Genomic DNA, 15,205 nt, shown 5'->3' on the forward strand with positions numbered 1-15,205 from the left:
ATCGCTGCCGATCGGCCATGAAGTCGCCACGGTAATGAGGGGCGCAGAGCCTGGCAAGAGGCGCTCAGGCGTTTCGCCGAGCGCCCTTTAGCCCTTCGTCGAGCAACCAGCGGGCGGCCGTGCGGGCGGCGGCCTTGTGCTGCAGCTCGAGTTCGTTGAAGCGCTTCTCGAAGCGCCGCCGTTCGTGCTTGTCCAGTGCCTTCCAGGCGCCATGGGTGGGCACCTCGGCGGTGGCCTCGAACAGCAGGTGGAACACCTGGCAGCGGCTGTCGCGGCTCAGTTCGCTGTCGTAGTTGTCCAGCAGCACCTTGATGCGGATGGCGCCTTCGATCAGCGGCAGCTGCTCGTCGAGCAGGCTGCCGGCGAGAATCGTCAGGTCGCCGCCGAGGCGCTGCTGGCGCTCCTGCTGGGCGGCGGCCTGGCTGCGTTGCTGCGCCCAGACGCGGCGCCAGAGGTGCCAGGCATAGGCGGCCAGAGCCGCGATCAGCAGCAGGCCGGCGAGCAGCAGGGCGAGGGTCGGTGCACTCATCGGGGCTTCAGGCGCCGTGGCACTTCTTGAACTTCTTCTGGCTGCCGCAGGGGCAGGGGTCGTTGCGGCCGACGTCCTTCAGCGCGTTGCGCACCGGCTCCTGATGGTCGTGGTTGCAATGCGGGCCGTGGACGTGGCCGTGATCGTGATGATGGTCGTGATCGTGGTTGCAGTCGGGGCCGTGGACGTGGGGTTGGTTGCTCATGGCGGTTACTCCGGGATGAAATCGCCGGGAATTATCTCGCCATTGCGCGACATGTGCACGCTGCGGCCGAACAGCATGCCGGTTTTCACCTCGCCCTGCAGGCGATAGCGGATCGGCTGGTCGGGTTTCTCCAGCATCTTCACGATCTGCCGCACGTGGCGCCAGAGGTTGGTGCGCACCGGCACCTCGAAGCTGTGGTGGCCGTGCGCGGGCACGGTGAACCACTCGTTGGAATAGCCCTCGGCCAGTTTCATCTCGTTGAGGTGCACGACGTAGTCGAGGCCGCGCACCGGCAGGCTGACGCCGTTGGGATTGTCGATGCGAAAGCGCAGGCGGAACTCCTGTTCGAGCAGCCTGGCCTTGATTACATCAACTTTGATGAGCTGGACGTCCGGGTCCTTGAAGCCACCCGTCATCCAGGTGGAGCATCCTGCGAGGCCAGAGCACAGGCCGAAAAACATCAATAGGCTGATAATTCTTATCGTTTGCGCCTGAGAAAACATGTCATACCCCCAATAACGCCCCCAGTGTAACAAGCAACCGCTCGGCTGCAACCTGGGCACTCCATCATTATTTCTTGCCGCAGCTTTCTGCCCAAGTCGGGTAAAAAGTGGTGGATGAGACGCCTGCGGTGTTAGCGCCAAAAAAGCTGCGCCATACTGAGGGCCGAATAGGACAGGAGTGTGACCATGAGTCGCTACGAGATCGCCTTCTCCGGGCAACTGCTGCCGGGCGCCCAGCCGGAGCTGGTCAAGGCCAATCTGGCCAAGCTGTTCCAGGCCGATGCCCAGCGCATCGCCCAGCTGTTTTCCGGGCGACGCATCGTGATCAAGAACAACCTCGATGCCGCCGGGGCGGAGAAGTATCGCGCCACCCTGGAGCGCGCCGGCGCGCGGGTCGAGGTGGTGGATATGGATCTGCCGGTGGAGGAGGTGGAACTGGCGCCGCCGCCCGCCGCCGAGCCTGCCCCTGCCGTGCCGTCGGCGAGCGCCGCTGGCGGCCGCTTGCGGGTGGCGCCGCGCGACGAGTACATGGCCGCCTTCAGCGAGGTGGACGCGCCGGATTTCGGCATCGCCCCGGTCGGCGCCGATCTGCAGGACGCCAAGCCCGAGGCCGCCGCGCCGCAGGTCGATCTGTCGCAGTTCAGCCTGGCGCCGGTAGGCAGCGACATGGGCCAGGCCAAGGCGGCCCCGGCGGCGCCGCCGCCGGATACCTCGCACCTGAAACTGCAGGAATGACACCGGGCCCGCCACTGCGGGCCCGATCGTTTCAGCTTGCCTGGCACTTGGCCTCGGCCTCTGCGGGCTCGAGCTTGCGCACCGAAACGTAGAACAGCTCGCAGGTCTGCAACTGGTCGGTGACCTGCCATTTCTGCGTACAGTTGGCGAGCGTCTGCTGCGGATCGCCGGCGGGCTGCCGGCCCATGCCGGCTTGCCAGCAGGCGGCGCTGAGATCCTGACCCATGACCCGGATGCCGGTGGCATCGGCCTTGGCCTGGCTGCCCTGGTTGTTGGCCGGGTCGGCGGCGTACCAGATATAGCTGGGGTGGTTGGCGCCCAGCACCGACACCTGCTGCCCCGGCGCGGCCTCGATCTGGCCGAGGCCGAGCACCGCCAGCGGCACGCCGTACTGCTGCTCGATCCAGTCGCGCACCGGGCTGCCGAAGGCGACCATGGGCAGGCTGGCGCCGCCTTTGCCGGCGCTCAGCTCGCGCACCATGCGCTGCTGGTAGTCGTTGAAATAACCGTAGACCCCTTGCAGGGCGCTGCCGGCGTTGGCCGGCGCGGCGATCGGGGCGATATCGACGATGGTCTGGTAGGCCGGGGTCTGCGTCGCCGGCACGCCGTTGCTGACCAGCAGCGCGGCCCAGCGATCGGTGGTGCTGGAGCGCAGGTAGTCCTGCGCCTGGGTCAGCGAATAGTCCGGGGGAAAATGCAGCAGCTCGACGCTCTTGCGGTTGTCCAGGGCCATGCCCAGGGGCAGGAAGAAGTACCAGTCGTACTGCCATTTGCCGTCGCTGTTGAGCCGCTCGGCGCCCTGATAGGCCAGGTCGCCGGCGTCGAGCAATTGCTTGAGCGGTTGCCCGTAGCCCTTGGGCGTACCGACGAAGTCGGCGTAGAGGCGTTCGCCCTGGCGATGGATGCTCACCTGGGCGTCGGCGTAACCGTCGCGCGCCAGGCTTTGGTCGAGGTAGTGCTGCACCGTCTGCTCCAGCGTCCAGTCGCGGTAGCAGATCACGCTGCAGTTGTTGGGGTAGGCGAACAGCCGGCTGACGCGTGCGCTGTCGCCCAGATCGAGGCGCTCCCCCTGTTGTCCGGACGGTTGGTTGGCGCAGCCGAACAGCAGGCTGGCCAGGATGATCGCCACACCACTTTGCTTGTGCATGCCTTTCTCCTTGTTGAACGTCCACGCCCGGCGGTGTGCCGGCGCGGGCGCCCACAACTCAAGCAGAAAAGGCCGCAGGCGTCAGGTGCGAGCGTTCAACTCAGGTAGCCGGCGCAGCATTTCTTGAACTTCTGCCTGCTGCCGCAGGGGCAGGGATCGTTGCGTCCGGCTTTCAGCGGCACAGTCGGGTCGAGGAAATACCAGCGCCCGTCGACCTGGACGAAGGCCGAGCGCTCGCGGTGGCTGTGCTCGCCCTGCGCGTCGTGCCAGCGCGCGACGAAGCAGACCTGCGCGTGCTCGGGCTGGCCGCCGAACAGCTCGCTGCCTTCCACCTCCAGGCCGAGCCAGGTGCTCTGCGCGCTCCAGGCGGCCATGGCGGCGCGATCCAGCGCGCTCTGCTGGGCCGGCAGGGTGGTGGCGACCAGGTAGTCCACCAGGCCCAGCACGTAGGCGCTGTAGCGCGAACGCATCAAGTGTTCGGCGCTGGGCGCGGCGGTGCCGGCATGGTAGGGGCCGCAGCAGTGGCCGAGGGGGTTGCCGCTACCGCAGGGGCAAACGGGGTCGAGTGGGTTCATGGCGTTACCACCAGTACTTGCCGAAGTTTTCCGGGTTGGCCCAGAACTTGGCGTTCAGCCAGTCCGGCACCTGCTTGTAGTCGAGCAGGTCGTAGGTGAACAGGTGCAGGGTCTGGCCTTCGCGCTGGAACTGCTCGCTGGCCTGCATGGCCAGGGCGAAGAAATCGGTTTCCCGCCAGTCTGCGGCCTGCAGGTCGACCAGCACGGCGACGCGGCTGGCGTTGAGGTTGCGGATGCCGCCGAGTAGTTGCAGGCCGTCGCGCTTGCTCAGGTGCTCCAGGCAGTCGACCAGCAGCGCCAGGTCGAAGCGCTGGGCGGCCAGCTCGGTCGGCAGCGCGGCGGCCGGTGCGGTGGCCACCCGGCACTGCGGGTGAGCGCCGTGGAAGGCGCTCAGCGCGGGCAGTTCGCTGGCCCCGACCAACAGCAGTTTCTCCGGGGTATAGCGGGCGAGCAGGGCGGCCAGGGCCTGCTGCGGGGTACGGGAAGAGGGGCTGGCAGTCATCGAACATCCTCGAACAGGGCGGCAAAGACTAACGTGGCGTCGGCAATCGGCCTAGAGCGTGAGGAAATTATGCGCAATGCCTTCTATAGCTGGCGGATTGCATAACTCCTGTCTTTACTACTCTTGAGTCGGTTATGGGCCGATGAACATTGGAGACCTAAAGTATGAGCATCACAAGGAAAGCTGTACCCCTGATTCTGGCCAGTACCCTGTTGACCGGTTGTGCCGGCCTGCAGAAGTCCGACTGGCCCACCTGTGCGGCGGTGGGCGGCGTTGGCGGCGCGGCGTTGGGGGCCATCGAAAGTTCCACCTGGGCCGGCGGCGGCGCGCTGGTCGGTGCCGGTATGGCCGCGGCCTACTGCTGGGTGCATGGCGCCGAGGAACAGGTTGCCGTGGTCGAGGAAGTGGTGGTCGAGGAGGTCGTGGTGGCCGAACCGGCCGAGGCGGTGCGGGTCGAGCTGGACGTCAAGTTCGACTTCGACAAGGCCCAGGTCAAGGAAGAGAGCTATGGCGATATCAAAGCCCTGGCCGATTTCATGAAGCAATACCCGCAGACCAGCACCGTGGTCGAAGGACACACCGACTCGGTGGGTAGCGATGCCTACAACCAGGGCCTGTCCGAGCGCCGCGCCGGTGCGGTGCGCGACGTGCTGGTCAACCAGTACGGGGTTGAGTCCGGTCGCGTGCAGGCCGTGGGCTATGGCGAAAGCCGCCCGGTGGCCGACAACGCCAGCAGCGACGGCCGTGCCATCAACCGTCGGGTGGAAGCCGAGGTCGAAGCTCAGCCCTGAGCCCGACCGCGCGTGGCAACCGAGCCCGCACTGTCCAGGTTTGCCTGGGCAGCGCGGGCTTTCTTGTGCAGCCGGGGGCGGCCGTCTTTACTCCAGTGATACCGGCACGAGGCCGGTAACACAGGAGAACCCCACCATGAGAGCGAACCTTCCCAGGTTTATCCCCTTTCTCTTGGTCAGCAGTGTTCTTTCCGGTTGTGCCACGACTTCCAGTACGGGAGACGCGCCGCTCAACCAAGGGAACTGGCCCCTGTGCAGTGCGATTGGTGCCTTGGCCGGTGGCGGCCTGGGCGCAATCGAGAGTTCCACCTGGGCAGCAGGCGGCGCGGTCGCCGGTGCGCTGCTCGGCGCCGTCGTCTGCTATGCGCAGGACGGCGACGAGGACGGCGATGGCGTATTCGACCGCCGCGACCGCTGTCCCGGCACGCCCGCCGGTACCCCGGTCGGCCATAACGGCTGCCCGCTGCCGCAGTACCCGGCCAGCGTCGCCGAGGCGCCGCCGATGGAGACGCCGCAGGCCGAGGTCATCGTCCTCAGCGACCTGGGCAACGTGCTGTTCGCCTTCGATTCGGCCGAGCTGACCGGCGAGGCGCGCAACCTGCTCGCCGGCGTCGCCACGCGCCTGACCGGCGCCAATCTGGTCAGCGTGCGGGTGGTCGGGCATACCGACTCGGTGGGGAGCGATGCCTACAACCAGGGCCTGTCCGAGCGGCGCGCGCGCAGTGTGGCGGATTTTCTCATCGCCCAGGGCGTGCCGGCCGACAAGGTCAGCACCGAAGGCCGCGGCGAGAGTCAGCCGGTGGCGGACAACGGCAGCGATGCCGGGCGGGCCGAGAACCGGCGCGTCGAGCTGCACGTGTCGCGCTAGCGGTGCGGTGTCGCCAAATGGGGGCCGCAAGGCCCCCGTGTTTTTTCCGGCTCTGGTCATGCGGGGGGCAAGCGGTTAAGGTGCGGCACAACTAGAAAAAGAGCAGGCGAGGGCGGGGATGCAAGCACTGACGATGCTGGGTAAGGCGCTGGCCGGATTGTTCTGGCTGGCATTCGGCGCGGCCCTGGCGAGCTGGCTGGGCAGCCCCTTCGAACAACTGCTCTACCTGCTGGCGGCGCTGCTGCTGGTGATCCATGGCCTGGAGCTCTGGCTGTTCGCCGCCCTGCTCAAGGAGCGCGCCAACCCTTGGCGCGATCGCGTGCAGATCCTGCTGTTCGGCGTGTTCCACCTGCTTGCCCTGCAATCGGCCAGGCCGGAGCAGGAGTCGATGCAGCTCGGCGGCGAGGAGGTGGCCCATGCGTAACCTGGCCCTGCTGCTGTGCCTCGCCAGCGCTTCGGCTGGGGCCGAAAACCACCTCAGCGTCGCCTCCCACAGCCTGTTGCGCGTGCCCGCGACCGAGGCGCGGCTGCAGCTGGAGCGCCTGGAAGTTGCCGAGCAGGGCACCCTGCTGATTCCGCCCGGTGTCACCGAGCTGCACATCGGCGAACTGCATCTGGGGCCCGCGGCGCGCATCGGCATCGCCCCCGGCGAGCAGCCGCTGCGTCTCGAGGTGCTCCAGGCGAGCGTCGCCGCGGACGTCTGGATCAGCGCCCAGGGCGCGCCGGGCGGGGTGCTCAAGCCGGCCACGGCGGGACGCGAGCTGAGCCTGCGCCTGCAGCAGGCCAGTATCCAGTCGCTGACCCTGGACGTGCGCGGCGGTCGCGGGGCGCCGGGCTATCGCGGCCTGGACGGCGCCAACGGCCAGGCCGGCGGCTGCACCTGGGGGCGCGCCAGCCATGGCCACGACGGACAGAACGGCGGCGACGGCAAACCCGGCGCCGCGGGCGGCCGGGTGCGCCTGGAGGTGCCGCAGGCGGCGTCGCTGGAGAGCATCCAGGTGCTGCTCGATGGCGGCGACGGCGGCGTGCCCGGCGTCGGCGGCAAGGCCGGGCGCGGCGGTGCGAGCAAAGGCTGCGTGCTGTACAGCGTCGATGGCGCCGCCGATGGCCAGCCGGGGCAGCCCGGCCGGCCAGGCAGCCCGGGGCGCGAAGGCGAACTGCAGGTGGTGCGCTTCTAGCCGCGCGCCTCTGCCCGCCCGGTGCGCGATGCACACCGATGGGTAGGTTGGCGCTGAGCGCAGCGAAGCCCAACAGGGAGCCCGCAGGGCTCCGCCCGACGATCCCCGCGATCCCCGCGATCTCCGCCCGGCGCTCCTCCGCCGGGGCTGCCGGCTCGCCTCAAAAGCCCGGGCGCAGCGCCGCGATGCTCACCAGCAGCAGGCCGATCAGCAGGTTGCTGCCCACCACCTTGCGAATCCTGCCCAGGACCTCGCCGCCGGCCGGCCAGTTCTCGGCCTCCACCGCGCGGCGCAGCTCCGGCAGCTGCAGGGCCTGGATGCGCAGGAACAGCGCCAGCATGGCCAGGTACAGCCCCATCATGATGTGCACATAGCGCGGCGCGGCGTCGAAACCGCCGTAGCCCAGGTGCAGCATGCCCACGCCGCTGACCGGCAGCACCAGCACCGCCGCCCACACCCAGACGAAGAAGCGCTGGAACACGCTCAGCCACAGGCGCAGCCGCGCCGGCGCCTCCAGCACCTCGACCGCGGCTGGGCGCAGGATCATCCAGGCGAAGAACATGCCGCCGACCCAGATCAGGGCGGCCAACAGGTGCAGGGTGTAGAGCGGGGCGTAAGGCGTCATCCGGTATCTCCGAGAAAGGGCGGCGCGATGGAATCTGCGCCGAAGCGATTAGCGCGCTATGATAGCGGCCGATGCGCAAACACTGAAAATTTATCCAGCCTTTTTCGCCCCAGACCCCATGCTCAGCACCGAACTCAAGTCCCAGATCCAGGGCGCCTACTCCCGCTTTCTCGAGGCCAAGTCGCTCAAGCCGCGCTATGGCCAGCGCCTGATGATCGCCGAGATCGCCAAGGTGCTCGGCGCGATCAAGAGCGACGACGAGGGCAAGCGCCTGGGCGAGCCCGCCGTGGTGGCGGTGGAGGCGGGCACCGGCACCGGCAAGACCGTGGCCTACAGCCTGGCCACCATTCCCACCGCCAAGGCGGCCGGCAAGCGCCTGGTGATCGCCACCGCCACGGTCGCCCTGCAGGAGCAGATCGTGCACAAGGACTTGCCCGATCTGCTGCGCAACAGCGGCCTGAATTTCAGCTTCGCCCTGGCCAAGGGCCGCGGCCGCTATCTGTGCCTGTCCAAGCTCGACCACCTGCTGCAGGACGGCGCCGCGCAGAGCGCCACCGCCCAGCTGTTCGAGGAAGAGGGCTTTCGCATCGACGTCGACGAACAGGGGCAGAAGCTGTTCACCGCGATGATCGAGAAACTGGCCGGCAACAAGTGGGACGGCGACCGCGACAGTTGGCCCGAGGAGCTGGAGGACAGCCGTTGGGCGCAGCTGACCACCGACCACAGCCAGTGCACCAACCGCCATTGCCCGAACTTCCAGCAGTGCGCCTTCTACAAGGCGCGCGAGGGCATGGGCAAGGTCGACGTGATCGTCACCAACCACGACATGGTGCTGGCCGACCTGGCCCTCGGCGGCGGCGCCGTGCTGCCCGACCCGCGCGAGACCATCTACGTGTTCGACGAGGGCCACCACCTGCCGGACAAGGCCATCGGCCACTTCGCCCACTTCACCCGTCTGCGCAGCACCTCCGACTGGCTGACCCAGATCGACAAGAACTTGACCAAGCTGCTGGCGCAGAACCCGCTGCCGGGCGATCTCGGCCGATTGATCGAACAGGTGCCGGAGCTGGCCCGCGAGCTGAAGACCCAGCAGCAGTTCATGTTCAGTGCCTGCGAGCAACTCGCCGACTTCAAGGCCGGCGAGGACATGGAAGGCCGCGAGCGCCCGCGTCACCGCTTCGTCGGCGGCGTGGTGCCGGAGCATCTGACCGAGCTGGGCCTGGAACTGAAGAAGGGTTTCTCCAAGCTCAACGATCTGTTCACCGGCGTCACCGAGCTGCTCAAGGAGGCCATGGACGGCGAGGGCGCCAACGGCATCGCCAGCCACCAGGCCGAGGAGTGGTACCCGCTGTTCGGCAGCCTGATGGCGCGGGCCAAGGGCAACTGGGAACTGTGGCTGGCCTTTACCGCCGAAGACCCGGAAGAAAGTCCGCCGATGGCGCGCTGGCTGACCCTGGCCGATGGCGGCGCGCTGTTCGACATCGAAGTCAACGCCAGCCCGATCCTCGCCGCCGAGACCCTGCGGCGCAACCTGTGGAACGTCGCCCACGGCGCCCTGGTGACCTCGGCCACCCTGACCGCACTGGGCACCTTCGACCGCTACCGTATGCGCGCCGGCCTGCCCAAGGCGGCGGTCAGCGCCGTGGTGCCGAGCCCCTTCCACCACGCCGACGCCGGCGTGCTGCGGGTGCCCGATCTCAAGGCCGACCCGCGCGAGGCGGCGGCGCATACCGCGGCCATCATTCGCGAGTTGCCGGCCCTGGTGGCCGGCAGTCGCGGCACGCTGGTGCTGTTCTCCTCGCGCAAGCAGATGCAGGAGGTGTTCGACGGCCTGGATCGCGACTGGCGCAAGCGCGTGTTCATCCAGGGCAACCTGTCCAAGCAGGAGACCCTGAACAAGCACAAGGCGCGGGTCGATTCCGGCGAGGAGAGCGTGTTGTTCGGCCTGGCCAGCTTCGCCGAGGGCGTCGACCTGCCGGGCGCCTACTGCGAGCATGTGGTGATCGCCAAGATCCCCTTCGCCGTGCCGGACGACCCGGTGGAGGCGGCGCTGGCCGAGTGGATCGAGGCGCGCGGCGGCAACCCCTTCATGGAAATCGCCGTGCCCGACGCCTCCCTGCGCCTGGTCCAGGCCTGCGGCCGGCTGCTGCGTACCGAGGCCGACCGCGGCACCATCACCCTGCTCGACCGCCGGGTGGTCACCCAGCGCTACGGCAAGGCGATTCTCAACGCGCTGCCGCCCTTTCGTCGGGAAATTCACTGAAGCCCGCAGGCTGCGGGCTGATTGCCGATTGCCAGCGGTTCCCAAGGCGCCCGCGGGCTGGAACAATGCGCGGCAATTCAGTGAGCGAGGAGTCAGGCGTGCAGGTTCAGGGTTATTTCGACTTGCGCTTCGAAGCGGTGAAGGAGGCCTTCGCCGCGCTGTTCGACGACCCGCAGGAGCGCGGCGCCGCGCTCTGCGTGCAGATCGGCGGCGAGACCGTGGTGGACCTGTGGGCCGGGGTGATGGACAAGGACGGCCAGCAGGCCTGGCACAGCGACACCATCGCCAACCTGTTCTCCTGCACCAAACCCTTCGCCGCCGTGGTCGCCCTGCAGCTGGTCGGCGAGGGCAAGCTGGAACTGGACGCGCCGGTGGCGCGTTACTGGCCCGAGTTCGCCGCCGCCGGCAAGCAGCGCATCAGCTTGCGCCACCTGCTCTGCCACCAGGCCGGCCTGCCCGCATTGCGGCAGATGCTGCCGGCCGAAGCGCTGTACGACTGGCCGACCATGACCGCCGCGCTGGCCGCCGAACAGCCCTGGTGGCCGCTGGGCGAGGGCCATGGCTACGCACCCATTACCTATGGCTGGCTGATCGGTGAGCTGATCCGCCGCGTCGAAGGGCGCGGGCCCGGCGACAGCATCGCCGCGCGCATCGCCCGCCCGCTGGGGCTGGATTTTCATGTCGGCCTGGCTGACAGCGAATTCGATCGCGTCGCCCATATCGCCCGCGGCAAGGGCAACCTCGGCGATGCCGCGGCGCAGCGCCTGCTCAAGGTGATGATGAGCGAACCGACGGCGCTGAGCACGCGCGCCTTCACCAACCCGCCGTCGATCATGACCAGCACCAACAAGCCCGAGTGGCGGCGCATGCAGCAGCCGGCGGCCAATGGCCACGGCAACGCACGCAGCCTGGCCGGCTTCTACGCCGGCTTGCTCGACGGCAGCCTGCTCGATGGCGAGCTGCTCGGCGAAATGACCCGCGAACACTGCGTAGGCGACGACCGCACGCTGCTCACCAGCACCCGCTTCGGCCTCGGCTGCATGCTCGACCAGGCCCAGCTGGGCAACGCTACCTACGGCATGGGGCCCTATGCCTTCGGTCATCCCGGCGCGGGCGGCTCCAGCGGTTTCGCCGACCCGGAACGCGACCTGGCATTCGGCTTCGTCACCAACAATCTGGGACCGTTCGTCTTGATGGACCCGCGTGCGCAGAAACTTGCGCGCGAGTTGGCGCAATGCCTGTAACGGCCGGTCTACACTGCCCGGCAATATAAGTTGTGAATAAATCCGTTTCGACCGTTAGAACCTGGGGGCTTCATGCGCGCCAATAAGATCTTCGCTTTCACCTGCTGCCTGCTGATCGCCGGTTGCGCCGGCTCGGAAAAGAAGGAAGTCGCCAAAGCGGCGGTCATGCCGCCACCGCAGGTGACCCGCGCCTGGCTCGACGAGTACGAGCCGCGCCTGCGCGAGGCGGTCAAGGGCAGCCACTTCGAGTTCGAACGGCGCGAGAACCTGCTGGTGGTCACCGCCCCGGTACAGGGCTCGTTCAATCCGGATCGCCCGCACATGTTGCTGCCGGTCAGCCTCGGCCCGATCACCCGCGTGGCCAAGCTGCTGGAAGCCGACGAAGACGTCGCCGTGGTGGTGCTCGGGCATGCCGACAGCAGCGGCGATGCCAGTCGCAACCGCGAACTGAGCGACCAGCGTGCGCGCGCCGTGACTTCGATCTTCCGCCTCAGCGGGCTAAAGCAGAACCGCCTGCAGGTGCTGGGCCTCGGCTCCGATGCGCCGCGTGCGGCCAACGACAGCGCCGCCGGCCGCGCCCTCAACCGCCGCGTGGAAATCCTCCTTACCTCGCGCGACACCATGCACGGGTTGATCGCCAAGTACAGCCAGCCGGCCAAGATCGACCCCGCTGCCGGACCCAAGGTGGCTGCCGTAGATCAAGGAAAACGCAGCAAGTCGGAGTAAGCTTGGCGGCATTTCCCCATCGCGAGGAACTGCCATGACCCAGACCCTGGCCGATATGCGCCGCGACTACACCCGCGACGGCCTGAGCGAAGCCCAGGCCCCGCTGGAGCCCTTCGCCCTGTTCCGCCAGTGGTTCGCCGAGGCGGTGAAGACCGAGCAACTGCCGGTCGAACCCAACGCCATGACCCTGGCCACGGTCGACGAGGAGGGCCGCCCGCACTGCCGGGTGCTGCTGCTCAAGGGCCTCGACGAGCGCGGCTTCACCTTCTTCAGCAACTACGACAGCGCCAAGGGTCGCCAGCTGGCGGCGCGTCCGTTCGCCGCGATGACCTTCTTCTGGCCCAGCTTGGAGCGCCAGGTGCGCATCGAAGGGCGGGTGGAACGGGTCACCCCCGGCGAGTCCGACGCCTACTATCAGATCCGTCCGCTGGGCAGCCGCATCGGCGCCTGGGCCTCGCCGCAGAGCCGGGTGATCGCCGGGCGCGACGAACTCGAAGGGTTGCTGGCCGAGACCGAGCGGCGCTTTCACGACCAGGCGCCGCACTGCCCGCCGCACTGGGGCGGCTACCGCCTGCTGCCCGAGCGCATCGAGTTCTGGCAGGGCCGCCCGAGCCGCCTGCACGACCGCCTCAACTACCGCTTCAAGGGCGAGGCCTGGATTCGCGAACGGCTGGCGCCTTGATAGGCAGGCCGGTGTGGTGCGCGCGCCGGTCAATTGCTTGCAGGTTTCTGACGCTCCTTCTTAATAGCAACCCGCTCGCCTTGGGGCGGGATGCTTTGAGGTTGTTTTGGGGATGGCGGCTTTCGGCCAAAAGCCGCCCCTCTCCACTAGACAGACCCCATATGGTTTTAATAGCGTTTCGCCATCTTCTTCATTGAGGGGCTGGATAATGCGTGCCATCACAACTTTTGCCGCCTTAGCTGTTCTTCAGTCTGCCCTTTTCGGTTGCGTCGCCCCACCGGTTGATCCGCAACACCTCGGCGCACAGACCCCACCGCCTGGCTTCACCGTAGACCCTCAGGCCAATCCAGAGGTCTGGGGCGTCTATGCCCGTCTCGTTGGGCATCGCTACGCCCCTCCAACCGGTGGCTTTCCGGGTTTTGAGGTGCGCTGGAGCGAGCCCGGCAAGACCATCATTGAGACCAGCCTGTTCCTGGAGGGCGCAATTGTCGGGCCGGATGTGAAATGGAGCCGAACCATCCGTCCGGGCAGCAAGCCCGGTGAACTGAATATGGACTTCAATGGCACGCCGTGGCTCGGCATGATCGAATCGGATGGCTCGGTTGTGTTTAAGGCGATTACGCCGCGATCGGGTGATTTCCCCTACCGAATTCGCCTGTCATCACGTGGCGAGATGCTCGTGCAGAATCTGCAGTGGGTGAATGGCTCGCTGTCGAATGTCATCTACTCGACGCCCTATCCGGTCGAATCCTTACCGGGTAGTCCGGGCCCAGGCGTGGCAGAGGTGCCGGGTGTCGCGGCGTCCAAGTCGCCTGACGACGCAGGCGTGAAGCCACTGGTGCTGGGGCAGAAGATCATCGGCAAGCTTGATGACAACAGTCAGAAAACCTCGATCATGCGCACGCGCTATGACCTCTACCGTTTGCCGGCACGCAAAGGTGAAAGCGTGGTGGTGGGCCTCGACTGCGATATCTACAGTTTCTACGGCTGCTACTACACATGGGTAAACCTGCGCGAAGGCTACGGCAACACCTATGAGGCGATGGTCGATGCTCCAAAGCGCAAGGCCTACCGCTTCATCCTCACCGAAGACTATGAAGTGCTGAAGGTAGAGAGCAACGGCACGCTCGATTATGGCTTGGTGGTAGAACAGGGAGCGGCAGGCAACGAGCTGTGGGCGGCGACTCAGGCCGAGCGGACCACTTTCGATCAAGCAAAAGCACGGCAAGACGCCGCAGACAGCGCCGAGAACTCGCAATTATTAGGTGCTGTAATGCAGGGTTTGAATCAGGGCCTGACGGCGACCAACCAGGCGGCCAGCGCCAACGCTGCGCAATCCAGTGCCAGCCTGGCCGCCACACTCGCCCAGGCCCGTACACAACCGCCGGTAAGTCCATCCGTGCAAGCCAGCCAAAACCCCAGTTTGTCGAGCGGCGATAGCCCCGCGCAGGACGCCCAGGTGGCAGCCCTGATGGCGCAGAACCAAACACTGATGCGCGAGATGGGCATCGAGAGCGAGGCCAATGCCATGGCGGCGGACATGCTGGCGCAGATCGAGCGCCAGCAGTCTCCCAGCCCTGCGCCAAGCGTTGTCGAGAAGCAGAAAGACGAGGCTCCGACCGCCGAGCCCAATAAGCCTGCCACCGAGGCAGCGCCCTCGAAACATGGCGGACTCATCAAGACAGTCAAGGGCCAGAGCTACAGCGTCGGCGTAACGCTCCCGGCGCCAATCGAGGGCCGTTACCTCTATGAAGGTGAAGGCGAGCCCATCGTCCTTATCGAATCGGGAAGCATGCAAAGCCGCTTTCAGCCCCACCAAGACCCCGAGATACCAATGACCGCCTGGATCGTGCAAGGGCCGGACGGCAACCCTTTGCGAGAAAAGGGAGTTGGCGAGCGCTACCAGGTCACCCTGGTGGTCGAGTATGGTGCTGGCGGTGGCGGAAATTATCCCGAAGGCAGTCTGGACCTACTGCCCGTTGTGGTTGCGCCCGATATGAAAAAAGCCTTCATCCTCGGCGAGCGGGTTAAGCACGGCCTGTAACCACCGCGCGGCCAGCGCGTTTAAGTCAACCTCCAGTCGACCCGCCTGGCGCAACTGCTGCTCGACTTCTTGCTCTCCGAGCAACCGTCGACCAAGCCCTTGTGAGCGCGCAGCAGAATTTATCTGTAGCGCCATCTCGCCAGCACCACAACCAAAGCCTTCTCACGTAGCACTCGTTCAGTTTATCGGCTCAGTAGTACTGATCTTAAGACCTCAGCAGGGTCTCAGGTCGTCGAAAAAATGAAGAAGAGGGGACGGAATTGTTTTCCAGCATCATCGTCCGCTTTTGGTCGACTCCAGCCTGATGCGACAGGCTCAAAGCGGCCAGAAGCGGCCACTAAGCTTCAATTAAATCTGGGCAAATTAGGTGACTATGCGGGATATCGTCGACCTTGATAAGGTGAGCTCTGCGCTGTTGTCTGGCTGATCAACCCTAGGGTTTTCTGGTGCAGAGGTGAGTTTCAGGGTAAAGAGTCGGGATAATATTTATCACAATCTAGGGCTTTGGCGCTGAAGCGCTCCAATACAATTACGACAGCGAAATTCAAGGTAGTGCGGCTTGGTGAATAAATTCACCAATTAAACGAC

16 protein-coding genes and 1 pseudogene are annotated in these 15,205 nt (G+C 66.4%); 10 read left to right on the top strand and 7 right to left on the bottom strand.

Annotation, left to right across the window (positions count from 1 at the left end; translation table 11 throughout):
- Nucleotides 1-64: 64 nt before the first annotated feature.
- Genes ACIGKL_RS19845 through ACIGKL_RS19855 form a run of 3 tightly spaced genes read right to left on the bottom strand, consistent with a single transcriptional unit; the run spans nt 65 to nt 1,237 of the window.
- Entirely contained in the window at nt 65-529 is a 465-nt protein-coding gene (locus ACIGKL_RS19845; protein WP_397488166.1) for a DUF2489 domain-containing protein, read from the bottom strand.
- Nucleotides 530-536: 7 nt separating this feature from the next.
- Nucleotides 537-734, bottom strand: a complete 198-nt coding sequence (locus tag ACIGKL_RS19850; RefSeq protein ID WP_397488167.1) for an SEC-C metal-binding domain-containing protein — start codon at nt 732-734, stop codon at nt 537-539.
- Between the two features lie 5 nt (nt 735-739).
- Nucleotides 740-1,237: an LEA type 2 family protein gene (locus tag ACIGKL_RS19855; protein WP_397488313.1), complete on the bottom strand. Its 498-nt coding sequence runs from the start codon at nt 1,235-1,237 to the stop codon at nt 740-742.
- Between the two features lie 186 nt (nt 1,238-1,423).
- On the opposite strand from ACIGKL_RS19855, the gene ACIGKL_RS19860 reads away from it, so the two are divergent.
- Nucleotides 1,424-1,972: a hypothetical protein gene (locus ACIGKL_RS19860; protein WP_397488168.1), complete on the top strand. Its 549-nt coding sequence runs from the start codon at nt 1,424-1,426 to the stop codon at nt 1,970-1,972.
- Between the two features lie 31 nt (nt 1,973-2,003).
- On the opposite strand, the gene ACIGKL_RS19865 is transcribed toward ACIGKL_RS19860, so the two are convergent.
- The 3 genes from ACIGKL_RS19865 to ACIGKL_RS19875 form a co-directional block, all read right to left on the bottom strand.
- The gene (locus ACIGKL_RS19865; RefSeq protein ID WP_397488170.1) at nt 2,004-3,119 is read right to left on the bottom strand and encodes a hypothetical protein; all 1,116 of its coding nucleotides are present in this window, start codon (nt 3,117-3,119) and stop codon (nt 2,004-2,006) included.
- Nucleotides 3,120-3,214: 95 nt separating this feature from the next.
- Nucleotides 3,215-3,694 carry a YchJ family protein gene (locus ACIGKL_RS19870; RefSeq protein ID WP_397488171.1) on the bottom strand — a complete coding sequence of 160 codons (480 nt, stop codon included), beginning with the start codon at nt 3,692-3,694 and terminating at the stop codon, nt 3,215-3,217.
- 4 nt (nt 3,695-3,698) lie between these two features.
- Entirely contained in the window at nt 3,699-4,196 is a 498-nt protein-coding gene (locus tag ACIGKL_RS19875; RefSeq protein ID WP_397488173.1) for a DUF6231 family protein, read from the bottom strand.
- A gap of 437 nt (nt 4,197-4,633) precedes the next feature.
- Between ACIGKL_RS19875 and ACIGKL_RS19880 the strand changes: the two are divergent.
- The 4 genes and pseudogenes from ACIGKL_RS19880 to ACIGKL_RS19895 all read left to right on the top strand — a co-directional run.
- Nucleotides 4,634-4,987 (top strand): annotated as a pseudogene (locus ACIGKL_RS19880) (OmpA family protein); the annotation flags it as partial.
- A gap of 136 nt (nt 4,988-5,123) precedes the next feature.
- Nucleotides 5,124-5,855 carry an OmpA family protein gene (locus ACIGKL_RS19885; RefSeq protein ID WP_397488174.1) on the top strand — a complete coding sequence of 244 codons (732 nt, stop codon included), beginning with the start codon at nt 5,124-5,126 and terminating at the stop codon, nt 5,853-5,855.
- A gap of 118 nt (nt 5,856-5,973) precedes the next feature.
- Nucleotides 5,974-6,279, top strand: a complete 306-nt coding sequence (locus ACIGKL_RS19890; protein ID WP_397488175.1) for a DUF1145 domain-containing protein — start codon at nt 5,974-5,976, stop codon at nt 6,277-6,279.
- Nucleotides 6,272-7,033, top strand: coding sequence for a collagen-like protein (locus ACIGKL_RS19895; RefSeq protein WP_397488176.1), 762 nt, complete (start codon nt 6,272-6,274; stop codon nt 7,031-7,033). Before ACIGKL_RS19890 ends, ACIGKL_RS19895 begins: the two co-directional genes overlap by 8 nt.
- Nucleotides 7,034-7,193: 160 nt before the next feature.
- On the opposite strand, the gene ACIGKL_RS19900 is transcribed toward ACIGKL_RS19895, so the two are convergent.
- Nucleotides 7,194-7,658 (bottom strand): CopD family protein, encoded by a 465-nt coding sequence (locus tag ACIGKL_RS19900; RefSeq protein ID WP_397488177.1) that lies wholly within the window; start codon nt 7,656-7,658, stop codon nt 7,194-7,196.
- Between the two features lie 118 nt (nt 7,659-7,776).
- On the opposite strand from ACIGKL_RS19900, the gene dinG reads away from it, so the two are divergent.
- The 5 genes from dinG to ACIGKL_RS19925 all read left to right on the top strand — a co-directional run bounded on the left by dinG (nt 7,777) and on the right by ACIGKL_RS19925 (nt 14,617).
- Nucleotides 7,777-9,921, top strand: a complete 2,145-nt coding sequence (gene dinG / locus ACIGKL_RS19905; protein WP_397488178.1) for an ATP-dependent DNA helicase DinG — start codon at nt 7,777-7,779, stop codon at nt 9,919-9,921.
- Between the two features lie 98 nt (nt 9,922-10,019).
- Nucleotides 10,020-11,165 carry a serine hydrolase domain-containing protein gene (locus ACIGKL_RS19910; RefSeq protein ID WP_397488179.1) on the top strand — a complete coding sequence of 382 codons (1,146 nt, stop codon included), beginning with the start codon at nt 10,020-10,022 and terminating at the stop codon, nt 11,163-11,165.
- Between the two features lie 72 nt (nt 11,166-11,237).
- A complete protein-coding gene (locus ACIGKL_RS19915; protein WP_397488180.1) occupies nt 11,238-11,891 on the top strand; it encodes an OmpA family protein in 654 nt (217 codons plus the stop codon).
- A 34-nt stretch (nt 11,892-11,925) separates the two neighbouring features.
- Nucleotides 11,926-12,573: a pyridoxamine 5'-phosphate oxidase gene (gene pdxH, locus ACIGKL_RS19920; protein WP_397488181.1), complete on the top strand. Its 648-nt coding sequence runs from the start codon at nt 11,926-11,928 to the stop codon at nt 12,571-12,573.
- Nucleotides 12,574-12,781: 208 nt separating this feature from the next.
- Nucleotides 12,782-14,617, top strand: a complete 1,836-nt coding sequence (locus tag ACIGKL_RS19925; protein WP_397488182.1) for a hypothetical protein — start codon at nt 12,782-12,784, stop codon at nt 14,615-14,617.
- Nucleotides 14,618-15,205 lie beyond the last annotated feature (588 nt).

Source organism: Pseudomonas sp. NPDC077186, from assembly GCF_044543505.1.
Classification (GTDB): Bacteria; Pseudomonadota; Gammaproteobacteria; order Pseudomonadales; family Pseudomonadaceae; genus Aquipseudomonas.